Source organism: Photorhabdus heterorhabditis (genome assembly GCF_018448905.1).
Lineage (GTDB): Bacteria > Pseudomonadota > Gammaproteobacteria > Enterobacterales > Enterobacteriaceae > Photorhabdus > Photorhabdus heterorhabditis.
The window spans coordinates 17,291-34,850 of sequence record NZ_RCWA01000043.1; the positions used below are offsets into that span (position 1 = coordinate 17,291).

Annotated in this window: 12 protein-coding genes and 2 tRNA genes; 6 read left to right on the plus strand and 8 right to left on the minus strand. The window is 40.6% G+C overall.

The window, feature by feature from the left end; translation table 11 throughout:
- Positions 1-263: 263 nt before the first annotated feature.
- Positions 264-339 (minus strand) — tRNA-Thr (locus tag EAE89_RS19390).
- A 403-nt stretch (positions 340-742) separates the two neighbouring features.
- Positions 743-830 (minus strand) — tRNA-Ser (locus EAE89_RS19395).
- Between the two features lie 181 nt (positions 831-1,011).
- Here EAE89_RS19395 and rcsD point away from each other — a divergent pair.
- Positions 1,012-3,702 carry a phosphotransferase RcsD gene (gene rcsD / locus EAE89_RS19400; RefSeq protein ID WP_214086435.1) on the plus strand — a complete coding sequence of 897 codons (2,691 nt, stop codon included), beginning with the start codon at positions 1,012-1,014 and terminating at the stop codon, positions 3,700-3,702.
- Between the two features lie 3 nt (positions 3,703-3,705).
- Positions 3,706-4,359, plus strand: a complete 654-nt coding sequence (rcsB, locus tag EAE89_RS19405; protein ID WP_054480348.1) for a response regulator transcription factor RcsB — start codon at positions 3,706-3,708, stop codon at positions 4,357-4,359.
- A 69-nt stretch (positions 4,360-4,428) separates the two neighbouring features.
- On the opposite strand, the gene rcsC is transcribed toward rcsB, so the two are convergent.
- Positions 4,429-7,260 carry a two-component system sensor histidine kinase RcsC gene (gene rcsC, locus EAE89_RS19410; RefSeq protein ID WP_072161914.1) on the minus strand — a complete coding sequence of 944 codons (2,832 nt, stop codon included), beginning with the start codon at positions 7,258-7,260 and terminating at the stop codon, positions 4,429-4,431.
- Between the two features lie 169 nt (positions 7,261-7,429).
- On the minus strand, positions 7,430-10,060 hold the full coding sequence (gene gyrA / locus EAE89_RS19415; protein ID WP_214086436.1) for a DNA topoisomerase (ATP-hydrolyzing) subunit A: 2,631 nt from the start codon (positions 10,058-10,060) through the stop codon (positions 7,430-7,432).
- A gap of 167 nt (positions 10,061-10,227) precedes the next feature.
- Between gyrA and ubiG the strand changes: the two genes are divergently transcribed.
- The 4 genes from ubiG (at position 10,228) to yfaE (ending at position 15,017) form a co-directional block, all read left to right on the plus strand.
- Positions 10,228-10,950: a bifunctional 2-polyprenyl-6-hydroxyphenol methylase/3-demethylubiquinol 3-O-methyltransferase UbiG gene (gene ubiG / locus EAE89_RS19420; protein ID WP_054480351.1), complete on the plus strand. Its 723-nt coding sequence runs from the start codon at positions 10,228-10,230 to the stop codon at positions 10,948-10,950.
- Between the two features lie 366 nt (positions 10,951-11,316).
- On the plus strand, positions 11,317-13,608 hold the full coding sequence (nrdA, locus tag EAE89_RS19425) for a class 1a ribonucleoside-diphosphate reductase subunit alpha (protein WP_054480352.1): 2,292 nt from the start codon (positions 11,317-11,319) through the stop codon (positions 13,606-13,608).
- 12 nt (positions 13,609-13,620) lie between these two features.
- Positions 13,621-14,751 carry a class Ia ribonucleoside-diphosphate reductase subunit beta gene (gene nrdB, locus EAE89_RS19430; RefSeq protein ID WP_149617487.1) on the plus strand — a complete coding sequence of 377 codons (1,131 nt, stop codon included), beginning with the start codon at positions 13,621-13,623 and terminating at the stop codon, positions 14,749-14,751.
- Entirely contained in the window at positions 14,751-15,017 is a 267-nt protein-coding gene (gene yfaE / locus EAE89_RS19435) for a class I ribonucleotide reductase maintenance protein YfaE (protein ID WP_054480354.1), read from the plus strand. The genes nrdB and yfaE overlap by 1 nt, the downstream gene beginning before the upstream one ends.
- Before the next feature lie 311 nt (positions 15,018-15,328).
- Here the strand turns inward: yfaE and EAE89_RS23780 are convergent, their stop codons facing one another.
- From EAE89_RS23780 to EAE89_RS23785, 4 genes are all read right to left on the minus strand, one after another.
- Positions 15,329-15,547, minus strand: coding sequence for a contact-dependent growth inhibition system immunity protein (locus EAE89_RS23780; RefSeq protein WP_244866627.1), 219 nt, complete (start codon positions 15,545-15,547; stop codon positions 15,329-15,331).
- Positions 15,548-15,694: 147 nt separating this feature from the next.
- Positions 15,695-16,279, minus strand: coding sequence for a contact-dependent growth inhibition system immunity protein (locus EAE89_RS19445; RefSeq protein ID WP_214086437.1), 585 nt, complete (start codon positions 16,277-16,279; stop codon positions 15,695-15,697).
- Positions 16,280-16,421: 142 nt separating this feature from the next.
- Positions 16,422-16,928 carry a contact-dependent growth inhibition system immunity protein gene (locus EAE89_RS19450; RefSeq protein ID WP_214086438.1) on the minus strand — a complete coding sequence of 169 codons (507 nt, stop codon included), beginning with the start codon at positions 16,926-16,928 and terminating at the stop codon, positions 16,422-16,424.
- Positions 16,928-17,560 (minus strand): endonuclease toxin domain-containing protein (locus EAE89_RS23785; RefSeq protein ID WP_479687600.1); only part of this gene is annotated, 633 nt, incomplete at its 5' end. The genes EAE89_RS19450 and EAE89_RS23785, both read right to left, overlap by 1 nt.

Sequence of the window (17,560 nt, forward strand, 5' to 3'; positions counted from 1 at the left end):
AACTGTTTTTGCCTAACACGATCTTGCAACATCAATACCTGCTGCTATCTTTTACCCTGTCTGATCTCTATTTCCTGATTTCTTATTCTGGCTATTTTATGTTGGCCTGCCTGACAATGAGTTTCGCACTGATATCCATTCTGATAAAAAGATCGCTATGGAAAGTGACAAAATTAGCTGTATATAAAAACAGTTCTTTTATGTGAGATAAACATGAAAAAAGCCGTTATCTTCTGATAAAGATAACGGCTTCTTATATGATTTGGTGCCGGCTACCGGAGTCGAACTGGTGACCTACTGATTACAAGTCAGTTGCTCTACCAACTGAGCTAAGCCGGCGTATTCCGGGGTAGCCCCCGAAAGCGAGCGCAGTATATTACAACCTGATTCAAACAATCAAGCATAAATAATAGATTTTTTTAGGCATATTCAAAACACCATAAACCCTGACATCAAAATCTGATCATTGATGACATATCGCTATCCCAAAGAACACTCTGACACAGAGACAACCACTATAAGATTGTGCAAAACTGAAGGTACTACCCAGGCAGCGACCTTTTCACTTCTCTTCAATTTATTCCACCCCAAAATAGTTGACTGCTATATACCCAATAGATGGGTTTATAATCTGGTGGTTTCTCATAGAAACCGAGCGAGAGCTAAGTGATCTTCGCGCATTCTGAATGATACTCTGGAATGAAAAAAACCTTATGCATAAAATATACATAAGGTTAGTATTTGGCGGAAGGATAGAGATTCGAACTCTAGGATGGTTTCCCATCGGCGGTTTTCAAGACCGCTGCCTTCGACCGCTCGGCCATCCTTCCATGGCGCGAGATTATGCTCTATAGTAGGATCGTATGTCTAGTCTTAATCGCAAAAAATCTGTGATTTTTTTACTATTCGCTCAATCCTCAATCTACAATACCATTCCAGGTTCTTATCCTGTTAAAATTAGCGTTCTCGCTAAATCATAGCCAAACAATGACTAAGGTTTTTACCTAACGCATGTATAACAGACAATCTTCAATCAATTCATCAACCATAAACCGTTACTATGGCTTGTTCATTGCCCTGCTTTTTGTTTCCCTGTTTTTATATAGCTATAACTACTTCAACGCCTGGCTGATGGGGAAAAAGTACGCGCTAAATAGTGTTGCAACCAAAATGGTATTGCAGATAGAAGATTATCGTTACCATGCTAATTCTATCTTTGAACAAGCTAATATCTCGCCTTTTAAACTACAGGGACCTGTTTCACCAATGAAGCTACGACCTGATGTTTATTGGCTTGAAAGTCGTTATCAGGCTATCGACGCTATTATTTTTGGTCACCATAACGCGACAAGTGCAGCGTTGGCACAACGTCTTTCCAATTATATAGAGATTTTGTGGGGCGCCCGCAATGAATACAACTCTATGTACTATCTGAACGGTAAAGATAACAATCTGTTTTTAATAACAACTCACTCCATTCTTAAACCAGAATTAAGATTTAAAGAAAGTTATCTGACACTGACAGCCGAATCGAAACGTTCAGAGATGCTGATGCAGTCTACCGCTTTAGATGAACGGGAAAATATTTCATCAATCCGTAAGCTAAGTGGCGAAAATCTCTATTTCTACACTTACAGGGCAACATTCAACTCACCAGGTCAATTGGCGACCGTTATCGCTTTTGATTTACCGATTAGCCATCTCCTTCCTATCGATATGGGAGCAGCAAACTTCAGCTTACTATCTAACAATGAACAAAACCCCGATGAAACGAATAAAGCTAATATCTCACAAAATGGTTTCTGGCTCGAATTCTCTCAACCACTCAGTGGCACGAAATACAAATTACTGTATCGGGTATCACTCAAAGATTTGCTGATCGATTTGTTGTACAAAAACATCTGGCTACTGCTGGCAGATTCAATATTTATTATTCTGTCTCTGGGTGGGCTTATTTATATTCGTAAAAAATATATTGCCCCAAATGCTCTTATGAGCCACGAGCTACAAGTCAAGGATGCGTTAAGTAACGATATTATCTCCAATATCCCAATTGGTTTACTGATTTATAATTTCTCAACAAATCAGATAATCATGAGTAATAAAATTGCTGATCATCTATTGCCTGATATCGACTTAAACAAAATTAAAATGATGGCAAAGCAACATCATGGTGTCATCCAAACATCAATTGACGATTCAGTCTATGAAATTAAAGTGCACAACATTCACCTGTTGCCAGAAACTTATCTATTTTTATTGCAAGATAAAGACCAGGAAGCATTGATTAACAAGCGTTTACAACTTGCACATCTCGAACATGATAAGAGCGTACAAGCCCGACGTTTTATGTTAACAAACATTAGCTCAGAGCTGAAACAGCCAATAAAGGAATTAAATAATATTGCTTACCAACTAAAACAAATCCCTATAGAGGAAAATAGTGATCATATCATCAATAATTTATTAACTAAATCTGAATATATATCCGGCTGGGTCGAGAATATCTCATTTCTCAATGAATTGGAATTAGGTGACTGGCAAGCAAAAAGTGAGTCATTTTCATTATCACACATGTTAGACGATATTTTTAAAAACGTGTTATCAAAAATAAATAATAAAGGGTTAAATTATTATTATCACTGTAATATTAACCCTGAATCCATATTTATTGGCGATGGCTTTGTCATCCGTAAAATTATCCTGATGTTGGTTAACTATGCAATCACGATTACATCTTATGGGAAAATATCACTCATAGTTAATTATTCTCAGAAATACAAAGATCAAATTCAGATCGAAGTTATAGATACCGGTGCCGGACTGAATTCAAACGATTTGGCAAATTTGAATTATCCATTTCTAAACAAAGCGGTTGGAGATAAATATCAGTCCAATTCAGGGCTGACCTTCTATCTCTGTGACCAATTATGTCGAAAACTCAATGGTCATTTTACTATAGACAGCAAACCTAACCTGGGTACACATTACACCATCAGTTTGCCGTTGATAATCGATCAAGACCAATGCCCACAGCTACTGGAAGATATTACCGCTTTACTGGATATTAGCAATACAGAAATCCGTAAGATCATACAAAATTACCTAAGACATTATGGCGCTGCTTACTTTGATAAAAAGAAAGAAAATATCAGTAGAGAATACGATATCATACTGACAGATAAACCGTATGATTCCGCCAGATCTACTATATTGTTGGTTGGTGATCTTGCTGGCCTTGAGCAGATGACTCCTGACTATATTAGATGTAACTACAATCTGAACGAAGCTATTATCAATGCCATTTCGTTATTAATTGAGAGAAACCTCAGTTTTAACGAATTTAATGAAATTTCAGAAATGTCACCATTTAACAACGAAGACACTGATTACGATATTGAAAATGTTATAAGCAGTTACCGAAAACAGCTGGCAGCTAGTGATTATCAGCAATTATTTATCGAGACAGTACCGATAGATATTAATAAACTGTATACTGATATAGAGCAGCATGATTTGATATCACTTTCGCAAACAGCACATCGCCTAAAAGGTGTCTTTGCTATGTTAGACTTAGAATTCCTCAAATTTTCTTGCGAAACACTGGAACAACACATAACAAACGGTAACGAAATAGAGATTAAAAATAGCATCAGCCGCATTGATTCTTTCATCACAAGGCTGTTGCAGCAAGGTAACTAATAGATGAATAGCCTTAACGTCATTATTGCCGATGACCATCCAATTGTTCTGTTTGGCATCCGCAAATCACTTGAGCGACTCGAATGGATCAACGTTGTCGCTGAGTCGGAAGACTCTACTACTTTGATCAACAATCTATCTTGTATTAAAGCAAATGTGCTGATCACTGATTTGTCCATGCCTGGAGACATCTATGGTGATGGGATTAATTTGATTAAATACATCAAACGCCATTACCCCAGGCTATCAATCATTGTTCTGACCATGAACAATAATCCAGCCATTTTAAGCGCTGTGCTCGAGCTTGATATTGAAGGAGTTGTTTTAAAACAAGGAGCGCCAACAGATTTATCTGACGTATTGACTGCCCTGAAGCAAGGGGAAAAATTTATGCCAGAGAGTGTTTCTGAACTGTTGAAAAAAGTAACGAAAACCCGCTACGGTGACAAACCGTTATCACAAAAAGAGAGCGAAGTACTACGCCTGTTTGCCCAAGGTTTCTTGGTAACAGATATTGCGAAAAAACTAAATCGAAGTGTCAAAACTATCAGCAGCCAGAAAAAATCAGCAATGGTAAAACTGGGTGTGAATAACGATATTGCGCTACTTAATTATCTTGCTTCTGTGGCTATCAGTGCCAATGAAAATGTTCATTAAATGCGATCCGTTATTTTAATATGAAACGAACTCTGATGCCTGGGAGCTACTATGGTACCAGGCATTATTCTAAGCACTAATACTCCCGACCGCTGTTAGTACCTGTTTGAGAGTCGCAAGGGAAACAGGCTTAGACAAACAATCATTCATCCCAGCATCAATACAGCGTTGCTTTTCTTCTGCCAATGCATTCGCCGTAATACCAATGATCGGCAACTCACATCCTTTATTCCGTAAATACATTGTTAGCGCATAACCATCCATATTAGGCATATTGACATCTGTCAGAATGATATCAACATATTCTTTCTTCAAATACTCCAATGCATCCAATCCATCATTCGCCATCGCTGTCTGAAAACCAATAGATTTCAATTGATCAGTCAATAAATAACGGTTGATAGGATGATCGTCCACGACCAACACCATAATAGTATTCAGCCAAGTGCTTGCCTGCAAGACAGGCAATGCTGTATTCAATACCTCGCTATTACCCGGTGAAATTAACCTCTCAATAAGTATAGCTAAATCATGCAAATGGTAAGTATTATGTAACCAATAGTTTTCTCTGATTTGTTCTGGTGAGCCAATATAGGCCGTCGATAATTCAATATAAGCATATAGAGGGGTAATAACAGCATCAGAGAAGTCACTGATAATAATTTCACTGCCATCTGTATTTTGCCCACTATATAAAACAATTTGTAAACCATGATAAATCAGAAAACGCTGTAAAAAATCTTCCAGATAAAGATTACGTATAGCCAATATAACTTTTTGCTGATGCTCATTAACTAGCTGAATTTTTGGTATATATTTCGCACCGTATAAAGGTAAACGGATAGAAAACATACTGCCTATCTGTGGCTGTGAAATAACTTCAATATCGCCATCCATCAAGTTGATAAGTTTTTCACAAATCGCTAAACCAAGACCCGTTCCTTGAGATGAACTTTCAGTATTTGGCATTATCTGGAAAAACGGATCAAATAACTGAATAAGCGCCTTATCAGAAATTCCTACTCCTGTATCCTTTACTCTGACATACAAGTAATCCCTATCAACTACTACATGTATAACCACACATCCAGTATCAGTGAATTTAATCGCATTATTCAACAGATTAGATATAACCTGTTGTAATCGAACGGGATCATTGCGGATATAATCCGCTACATCCGGCTCGATATAGCAATATAAGCTCAACGACTTTTTCGTAACTAATGGCAGATAGTTGGAAATAACGTGAGAGATAACTTCCTGACAAGAAAATTCTTTAGGTTCAATTTTAAGCTGTTTAGATTCAATCTTAGAGAAATCGAGGATGTCGCTGATAATTTTCAGTAACAAGGCTGAAGAGTTATTCATCGTTGATAATAAACGGACTGATTCAGCCGGTAATGAATGGGATTGTAATAACTCTAGGTTGCCAATAATTCCGTAAAGAGGTGTTCTCAATTCGTGGCTGACGGTAGCCAAAAACATAGACTTAGAATAGCTAGCCTGCTCCGATGCCAATGCCATTTCCTGTAATGATTTTTCCATCCTTACACGAACACTGATGTCAACCAATACACAAATTGCCACTTCTTCATTCCTGTAACGGGAATGAACAAAGCTGATTTGCAGATGATTGTTATTACTGGTTACTACGTCAACATAGCTGCTGGTTCTATCACAAATAATATGAATAATACGTTCCCGATCTTCATGGGTCAGCATTTTCAAGTAATTATGAGCCAATTCATTACTCAAAATATTACTGCCATCACTTACCCGCAATATACTGATCCCAACAGGAGCTGAAGCGACAATTTTATGATTAAACTGCTCGTGTTCCTCCAAACGAATCGCATTATCTTCCGCCGGAACAAACATTTTCCGCTCAAACAGATATACCAAGATAATGATGACAAAAGCAGATAGCACATTAAGCACAATGCTGCTAATAATCTGTATCTTAAAACCTTCAAAAATATTTTTCAGTGGAAGCGCGTAAATTATACTGAATGAAGATGGAATTAACCGGCGTTTTAACAATAAATCAGTGAAGTTATCATCATAGCCAAAATAAGGCGCTTCCAACTGATAATCATCATAATCAAGTTTGTAATCATCATTTGCTGGATAGTGCAACATGGGTTGATTACTACGATTTAACAATGTTATTGAAATCGGACGATCTTGCCTTTGAATAAAAGTATCTAATCTGATGAACTGTTCAATTCCTATCATGGCAACCATCTGACCGTTTACATATACCGGTGCTAACACATAGAGATGGCCGCTATCCGATCTTGCACCAGGCATAACCCAATAAACATTTCGTTCTTTACCTTGCTCTTTCAGACTAATAAGTCTACGTGAGTTTTCATAGACTATTTTTTTCAGCGTATCAAGCTCAGTCGTAGTATTACGAATAGAAAAATTCACCATACACATGCTCTGCGTACCCACCAGAAAAACCTGATTCAACCCCTGTGGAGCCGCAAGATTATCTTTCCAATAAAAGATAAGGTTATTCAACGAATTTAAGTAACTATGGGTATTTTTGCGAAAGGTATGACAGTCAGCACTTTGGTTTAAAGGGTGATAAGAAAATGCCGGGTTATTATGTGGAAAATCAAAAACTGCATTCTTTTTTTCATTGGAATTCAGTAAATGTTTTTCTGTCATATATTGGATATCGCGCAGAATACTGGCAGTATGACGCACATAAGAGAGGGTAGAATCATAATTAGCATTATATTCTTGTCGGATGTCAGATTTTACTTCATTAAAGATATTAACCAAGTAAAAAGCCGTTAACAAAGCTCCTAATGCCCACAACATCAAACCAATTACCCGGAAAAGGTAACGGGATATTTTCAGTGTTGTACGAAAAGAAGAAAGATATCTCAAAAGGCTACCTGATAAAAACAAACATCATTCAACGTAATGAATTACAGGATATACCAGAGCTTAAAAATTACAAAGAATCATCTGTTATAATTCTAAATTAATAAAACTCACCTGAAAAAAACAGGTACCGAAGTACCTGTTCCTTAATTGAGTGAAAAAATATTTTCACTTAAACCGGATCGGCTGATTCTCTGCCACTATCAGCATCAGGTGAATTGGTATTATCGCTTTCCAATCCTTCCCTTTCTTCTACCAGCTCATCTTCATCATCTTCAGGTTCTGCAACCCGCTGTAAGCCAACAACTTTCTCATCTTGAGCAGTACGGATCAGTGTTACGCCCTGAGTATTCCGGCCAACAACGCTGACTTCCGACACCCTTGTACGTACCAATGTACCTGCATCGGTAATCATCATAATCTGATCAGTTGGCACAACTTGAATTGCACCGACCACATTACCATTACGCTCGCTGACCTTGATTGAGATAACCCCCTGAGTTGCTCGGGATTTAATTGGATACTCATTTTCAGCCGTTCGTTTGCCATAACCGTTTTCAGTCACTGTTAGGATTTCGCCTTCGCCACGCGGGATAATCAGGGAAACAACTTTGTCTTTACCATTGAGCTTAATACCGCGTACTCCGGTGGCTGTACGTCCCATTGCACGAACAGCACCCTCTTCAAAGCGAACAACTTTCCCTTCAGCAGAAAACAGCATGACTTCGTTACTGCCATCAGTCAGGTCAACGCCTATCAGTTCGTCACCTTCGTTGAGGTTAACCGCGAGAATACCAGCACTACGTGGACGGCTAAAATCCTGTAAGGCGGTTTTCTTCACAGTCCCGCTGGCCGTAGCCATAAAGACATACAGCCCATCTTCATATTCACGCACTGGCAGAATCGCAGTAATCCTCTCATTTTGCTCCAGCGGGAGAAGGTTAACGATCGGACGACCACGGGCGCTACGACTGGCCTCAGGTAACTGGTAAACTTTCATCCAGTACAGACGACCGCGGCTGGAGAAGCAAAGAATAGTATCGTGAGTATTGGCTACCAACAGCTTTTCAAGGAAATCTTCTTCCTTGATGCGTGCTGCGGATTTACCTTTACCGCCACGACGCTGCGCTTCATAGTCAGACAGTGGCTGATATTTGACATATCCCTGATGTGACAGCGTGACAACAACATCTTCCTGATTAATCAGGTCTTCAATATTGATGTCAGCAGTATTTTCAGTGATTTCAGTGCGGCGGGCATCATTATATTGCGCCTTGATTGCCAACAACTCTTCACGGATCACTTCCATCAAGCGATCAGGATTCTCCAGAATGAACAGCAACTCACCGATTAACGTCAGCAATTCGCGATATTCATCCAATAACTTTTCATGCTCAAGGCCGGTCAGTTTCTGCAAACGCAAATCCAAAATGGCCTGGGCCTGCTGCTCGGTCAGATAATATTTACCACCATGCACACCATATTGTGATTCCAGCCATTCAGGGCGAGCGGCATCATCACCAGCACGTTCCAGCATGGAAGCAACATTGCCTAATACCCATGGCTGAGCAACTAATGCTGCTTTTGCCTCGGCTGGCGTCGAGGCTCGACGAATCAGTTCGATAATAGGATCGATATTCGCCAGCGCCACAGCCAATGCCTCAAGAATATGGGCACGTTCACGGGCTTTCCGTAATTCAAAGATTGTACGACGAGTGACTACTTCGCGGCGGTGGCATATAAATGCAGAAATAATGTCTTTCAGATTCAGCAGTTTTGGCTGTCCCTGATGCAGCGCCACCATGTTGATACCGAAAGAAACCTGAAGCTGAGTCAGGGAATAGAGGTTATTCAGAACCACTTCCCCTACAGCATCGCGTTTCACTTCGATAACAATACGCATGCCATCCTTATCAGATTCGTCACGAAGAGCACTAACCCCTTCAATGCGCTTTTCCTTCACCAGTTCGGCAATTTTTTCAATCAAACGGGCTTTGTTGACTTGATAAGGAATTTCGTGCACCAGAATAGTTTCACGACCATTTTTCTCATCAACTTCGATTTCAGCACGGGCACGGATATAAATTTTACCGCGACCAGTCCGATAAGCCTCCTGAATACCCCGACGACCATTAATGATCGCAGCAGTCGGGAAATCTGGGCCAGGAATATACTGCATCAGCCCTTCAATACTGATGTTTTCATCATCAATATAAGCCAGACAACCATCAATAACTTCGGATAAGTTATGAGGAGGAATGTTGGTTGCCATACCCACTGCAATACCGGAAGAACCGTTGATCAGCAGGTTGGGTACTTTAGTTGGCATGACTTCCGGGATCTGCTCGGTACCATCATAGTTCGGCACAAAATCGACGGTTTCTTTTTCCAGATCCGCCAGCAGCTCATGGGCAATTTTCGCCATACGTACTTCGGTGTAACGCATAGCTGCGGCTGAGTCACCATCGACTGACCCAAAGTTACCCTGACCATCTACCAACATATAACGCAGGGAGAACGGCTGAGCCATACGAACAATCGTGTCGTAAACTGCGCTGTCCCCATGTGGGTGGTATTTACCGATAACGTCTCCGACAACACGGGCAGACTTCTTATAGGGTTTATTCCAATCATTTCCCAGCACATTCATGGCGTAAAGTACGCGACGGTGTACCGGCTTCAGTCCGTCTCGAACATCTGGTAGTGCACGCCCGACAATAACAGACATTGCATAATCCAGATACGAGCTTTTCAGCTCTTCTTCGATATTGACCGGCGTGATTTCTCTGGCAATGTCGCTCATGGAGCCCACTATCCCTCATAATTCCGAATTCAAAGGTTTAGAACTATACCACAAATCAACAGCTTTATAAAAATCAGATACGGGTATTTAAAAATTAAGCCGTGTATACTATTCCCAGCGCAGAGTGAATCCATCTGTAAAGAAAGTTTAAGGAGCAACAACCGTCGATGAACACCAAATCCCCCTCCACGACAAACAATGTTGATCAACAAGAAATAGAGAAATTTGAAGCAGTTGCTTCCCGCTGGTGGGATCTGGAAGGTGAATTTCAGCCACTACACCGTATTAATCCACTACGCCTGAATTATATTTTGCAACGTTCCGAGGGGATCTTCGGTAAAACAGTATTAGATGTGGGTTGTGGTGGCGGCATTTTATCAGAAAGTATGGCTCGTGAAGGTGCAGAAGTGACCGGGCTTGATATGGGAACTGAGCCGCTTCAAGTTGCCAGACTACACGCCCTTGAAACAGGCATCTCTGTCACTTATGTACAGGAAACAGTGGAAAGTCACGCAGAAAAATATCCACAGGCTTATGATATCGTCACCTGTATGGAAATGCTGGAACATGTCCCGGACCCTCAATCGGTTGTTCGAGCTTGTGCTCAGTTAGTAAAACCTGGTGGACATGTCTTTTTCTCTACCATTAACCGCAACAAGAAAGCCTGGCTCATGGCGGTGATTGGCGCAGAATATATTCTGAAAATGGTGCCGAAAGGAACCCATGATGCGAAGAAATTTATCCGTCCATCAGAGTTGATAGGCTGGATTGACAGAACACCCCTGAAAGAACAGCATATCATTGGCCTGCATTATAATCCGCTGACGGATAAATTTAGCCTTGGTTACAATGTGGACGTTAATTATATGCTGCATACTCAATATGTCTGACATATTCATCTGACAGATTAATAAATCGACAAATGAATCATATTTTCAAGAATTTTTTTACTTAGGTTTACTCGTATTTCTGTCAGGTCAACCGCTAGTAATGATGCAGGCTTCCGGCTTTTTGATAAATTTAGTCCTCAAGTTATCCACAAAAATCCGTGTTTTTGTACACTTGATAAAAGCTGGTTTTAACATTATCTTGTTGTCATTATTTAGTGCACCCCCTACATATTGTGTTCCTTAACATTCCATTACCACTACTCTCTCGTTGGTTTCTTCACCATTGAGGGAGTTACGTTTTGGTCTGACTAAAGACACAAAGCAGGTGGGAGTGAGTCTGAAAGTAAATGTAAGGTATGCCTGTCCATGAACCATAGTCTGCTAGTAACAAAGCGTGATGGCCACAAAGAACGAATTGACCTTGAAAAAATCCACCGGGTTGTCGCCTGGGCAGCCGATGGCCTGAAAAATGTCTCGGTATCACAAGTAGAGCTGCGTTCCCAGATCCAATTTTACGACAGTATCAAAACCTCAGATATTCATGAGACGATGATTAAAGCTGCCGCTGACCTTATTTCTGGTGATGCACCTGACTATCAGTATCTAGCAGCCCGCTTAGCAATTTTCAATTTGCGTAAAAAAGCTTATGGTCAATTTGAGCCACCTGCACTGTATGATCATGTATCCCGTATGGTGGAAATGGGCAAATATGACAAACACTTGCTTGCAGACTACTCGAAAGAAGAATTCGAGCAAATGGACGAGTTTATTGATCACTGGCGTGATATGAACTTTTCTTATGCCGCGGTCAAACAACTTGAAGGTAAATACCTGGTTCAGAATCGCGTTACTGGTGAAATTTATGAAAGCGCCCAGTTTCTTTATATTTTGGTTGCCGCGTGCCTGTTCTCCAGTTATCCGAAAGAAACACGTCTGGACTATATCCGCCGCTTTTACGACGCGGTTTCCACTTTTAAAATTTCGCTGCCTACCCCTATTATGGCCGGTGTTCGCACCCCTACTCGTCAATTCAGTTCCTGCGTACTGATTGAATGTGGCGACAGTCTGGATTCCATTAATGCGACTTCCAGCGCCATTGTGAAATATGTTTCCCAACGTGCAGGTATTGGCATCAACGCCGGTCGTATTCGTGCACTAGGTAGCCCGATCCGTAATGGTGAAGCATTCCATACAGGTTGTATTCCGTTTTATAAGCACTTCCAGACAGCGGTAAAATCCTGTTCTCAGGGGGGGGTCCGTGGCGGCGCAGCTACACTGTTCTATCCGCTGTGGCATCTGGAAGTTGAAAGTCTGCTGGTACTGAAAAACAACCGGGGTGTTGAAGGAAACCGTGTCCGTCATATGGACTATGGCGTACAGCTTAACAAATTGATGTATGAACGCCTGATCAAAGGTGAAGATATTACACTATTTAGCCCGTCCGACGTCCCAGGGTTATATGATGCATTCTTTGCTGATCAAGATGAATTTGAGCGTCTGTACACCAAGTATGAGCAAGACAGTAATATCCGTCAGCAACGTCTGAAAGCCGTTGATCTATTCTCCTTGATGATGCAGGAACGCGCTTCTACTGGCCGTATCTATATTCAGAACGTAGATCATTGCAACACTCACAGCCCATTTGATCCATCAGTTGCGCCTGTACGCCAGTCAAACTTATGTCTGGAAATTGCACTACCAACTAAGCCATTAAATGATATCAATGATAAAAATGGCGAAATTGCGTTGTGTACACTGTCTGCATTCAACCTAGGTGCAATTGAAAATCTTGATGAGCTGGAAGAATTGGCTGCTCTGGCTGTTCGCGCTCTTGATGCTCTGCTCGATTATCAAGATTATCCAATCCTTGCAGCAAAACAAGGGGCTATGGGTCGCCGTACTTTAGGTATTGGTGTCATCAACTATGCTTATTATCTGGCAAAACACGGCGTACGTTATTCAGATGGCAGCGCTAATAACCTGACTCACAAAACATTTGAAGCTATCCAATATTACCTATTGAAAGCATCGAATGAATTAGCGAAAGAGCAAGGTGCTTGCCTATGGTTTAAAGAAACGACCTATTCTGAAGGTATCCTGCCTATCGATACCTATAAAAAAGCACTGGATACACTGACTAATGAGCCTCTTCACTATGATTGGGAAACATTGCGTAGCGATATCAAACAATATGGTCTGCGTAACTCAACATTATCCTCTTTGATGCCTTCAGAGACTTCTTCACAGATCTCTAACGCCACCAACGGTATTGAACCACCTCGTGGTTATATCAGTATCAAAGCATCGAAAGACGGGATTTTGCGTCAGGTTGTTCCAGAATATGAAAGCCTAAAAGGGGCTTATGAATTACTGTGGCAAATGCCTGGCAATGACGGCTACTTACAGTTGGTTGGTATCATGCAAAAATTCATCGACCAGTCGATCTCTGCCAATACCAACTATGACCCAACACGTTTCCCTAGCGGAAAAGTGCCAATGAATCAGTTGCTGAAAGATTTGTTACTCGCTTACAAATATGGTGTAAAAACGCTGTATTACCACAATACACGTGATGGTGCAGAAGACGTTCAGGATGACCTGGAAGAAGTCGTGGAATCTGCTGATTCCGATTGTGAAAGCGGCGCATGTAAGATTTAATTTGAGGAAGTTATGGCCTATACCACCTTTTCACAAGTAAAAAACGACCAGTTACAAGAACCGATGTTTTTTGGTCAGCCGGTAAACGTAGCCCGTTTTGACCAGCAAAAGTATCCAATTTTCGAGAAATTGATCGAAAAACAGCTCTCTTTCTTCTGGCGTCCAGAAGAAGTTGACGTGTCCCGTGACCGCATTGATTACAATGCACTACCGGATCATGAAAAGCATATTTTTATCAGTAACCTGAAATACCAAACGCTGCTGGACTCTATTCAGGGCCGCAGCCCGAACGTGGCGTTTTTACCGTTGATCTCCATCCCTGAGCTGGAGACATGGGTTGAAACCTGGTCTTTCTCGGAGACTATTCACTCACGTTCTTATACTCACATCATCCGTAATATCGTTAACGATCCGGCTGTTGTATTTGATGATATTGTCACCAACGAAGAGATTCTCAAACGCGCAAAAGATATTTCCGCTTATTACGATGATCTGATTAAGATGACCAATAACTATCAGTTATTTGGTGAAGGAACACATCAAATTGCAGGTACAACCATCACAGTCAGCCTGCGTGAACTGAAAAAGCAGTTATATCTGTGCCTGATGAGTGTTAACGCGCTGGAAGCGATCCGCTTCTACGTTAGCTTTGCCTGTTCATTTGCCTTTGCAGAACGCGAACTCATGGAAGGTAACGCTAAAATCATCAAACTGATCGCCCGTGACGAAGCACTACATCTGACAGGTACTCAGCATATGTTGAACCTGTTGCGCTCTGGTCAGGATGATCCGGAGATGGCAGAAATTGCTAATGAGTGTGAACAACAGTGCTATGACCTGTTTGTTCAAGCTGCGGAGCAAGAAAAAGAGTGGGCAGATTATCTGTTCAGCGAAGGTTCAATGATTGGTTTAAACCGAGATATTTTGTGTCAATACGTTGAATACATCACCAATATTCGTATGCAGGCTGTCGGGCTAAAACTGCCATTTGAGACGCGTTCTAACCCGATTCCGTGGATTAACTCCTGGCTGGTATCCGATAACGTTCAAGTAGCACCACAAGAAGTTGAAGTCAGTTCATATCTGGTTGGTCAGATTGATGCTGAAGTTAACCCTGACGACCTGAGTGATTTTGAACTCTGATGACAAGTTATAAAGTAACCCTGCATGATATGCAGGGTTATCATATTTACAGCTCCCCCGAGCTGCATAACAGTCTGCTAGAAGCACTGGAACAAGGTAGAGTACAACCGGAATACCAGTGCCGTGAAGGTTATTGCGGCTCCTGCCGTGTCAGATTGGTAAAAGGTAAAGTCGGTTATCGGCGTAAACCTCTGGCTTTTGTTAACGAAGGTGAGATTTTACCCTGCTGCTGTCATCCGCTTAGTGATATTGAAATTGAGCTATAACCTTTCGTTATTCACAATAAAAGGTAATAACTGATTTTTCAGTTATTATCTTTTACCTTCTACCTTTTGGCAGTAATATTACTGCCTTCTTCTTTAATATATTCACTAAAATCTACTGTTACATCAAAATTCCCACTCTATACCCGTCATCTTTCAAGTTGCTTCTTTGTTGGCTGCACTCACTCACCCCGGTCACATAGTTATCTATGCTCCCGGGGATTCGCTCCCTTGCCGCCGCGATGCATCTTGAAATCTATTGGGTATATTATATTTATTGAAGTGGTCTAAATTAACATTTCTCAAAAAATTGATTAAAAAATTGGTTGTAATAAGTCATTACTTCCTAATGGATCTACTCCCAACAAGTCATTGCCTGAATAGGTTTGCACTGAATAGAAATCACCATTAAATACGCATCCGGCATTTTTACATCGTTCAAAAATTTCACTCTTTATTTCACCACCGCAGCTTCGACGGTAAGGAAAATTTAATAACTGTTTGAGCCTTTTTAAGATAATTAGGAAACTCATAATAGCCATTCCATTTTAAATTGATCATATAAATCAAAGGCTAAGATAATTAGCGGACACATAATAGTAATTACGTGTCCATATTAATTCACTCTCTAAATCAAAGATCATGAATAATCAATGCAAAAACAAACTGTTTCTTTATCGTCAAACATAACTTCTGCAACGCGAAAAAGCCAATCGCAATGCGGCACCCACTTCCTCAGGGGAACTGTCTGCCGGGATGATGACATAATCAGATTCAGAAAAACCATCTCCAGACCAGCCTTCCAATTTTTCATGGCTAGATGGTCGTATTGTTATTTGACTATCAAGTAATTGAATACCACAATTATGCATTTTTTTAAAAAGCTGGCGTTTTGAACGGTATGGATGAAATTCCATCATCTCTATAACCCACTGCTCATATCGTTCTTTTCTTTTTTCATTATCTAAAAAATCACCGAGATTCTCATAGGGAATAAATCGACTTTTAGAAAGAGCACTAAAAACTGCAACCCCTAATTCTTCATCAGAAGTACCGGGAGATAACATATGGTTACCTCCTAAAGGATCTAAATTAAGCGAACGGTAACCGGAATAAGTTGTTACTGAGTAAAAATCACCATTAAATACGCATCCGGCATTTTTACATCGTTCAAAAATTTCACTCTTTATTTCACTACCGTAACTTCGACGGTAAGGAAAATTTAATAACTGTTTGAGCCTTTTTAAGATAATTAGGAAACTCATAATAGCCATTCCATTTTAAATTGATCATATAAATCAAAGATTAAGATAATTAGCGGACACATAATAGTGATTACGTGTCCACTTTAATTAACTCTATAAATTAGAAATCATGATTAATCAGTACAAAACCATTGTTTTATCGTCAAACATAACTTCTACAACGTGAAAAAGCTAGCCGTAATGCCGCACCCACTTCCTCAGGGGAACTGTCTGCCGGAATGATGACATAATCTGACTCAACAATACCCTGCCCTGTCCAAAGCTCAAGTTTTTCATGACCAGAAGGTTTAATAGTTATCACACCATCTAACAAACGAATAGTACAACTGTTCATCGTCTTGAATAACTGACGTTTTGAGCGATAACCATAAGTTTTGATTAATCGATTAGTCCATTCTTTATATTGTTCGCTACATTTTGCAGGATCAAAAAAAACACCTACATCTTCCAAAGGAATTAACCTACTTTTGGATAATGCATCAAGAACTGCTATACCTAACTGCTCGTCATCTGTATCTGGGGACAATAAATAATGTCCTCCCTGTAGATCAATACCTAGCATCCGATAACCAGAAAGAGTTTCAATGAGGTAAAAATCTCTATTAAATACACATCTGGCATTTAACCCTTGTTTAAAATCTGCATTCATTATTTCACCACTGTAATCTTAACGTTGATGTTCTTTTCTGTTCCATAAGTAATGGCCCGGTTAATCTGCTCCCATTGCTCAGGTGTCGTAATCTTTGGTACAGCAATACGCACTTCACGTTGCAATATCTCATCAGCATTAACAACACGGTTTCCTTTCGAATCTTCAGTGAAATTAGCCACATCATCGATATTCTTTTTCATCGAAGTATAGAGCTGCTTCGGATCTTTAACCCTTGACGCAGTACGTGTATCTAATGTCTTAACACTGGTAGCTAACCCCGTTTCTAGATCAAAGAAATCAAACGTCCTGAAATTCTCTGGCAGTCGAGAACCTGCTGGCATCTGCGTAGCAACAAAATCCTCAAAAGGATACCCTTGCTTATAGTTCCCTTCTCCCCACGCCATTTGGGTCTGACTTCCATCTTTTTCTACCCGATATACTCGACGGATGTCTACTGCTGGGTGTGGATCTTTTGAAATGATTTTCGATAATTTAGCCGTAGCAGATGTAGACCCTTTGACCGCCCCCAAGCCACCACCAGCCATACTGACTATTCCAGTGACCAGTTTTCCTATCTCCAGCCCCGCATTATAGGCTCCCTCTGGACCCGCTTGTTCATATTCGGCTTT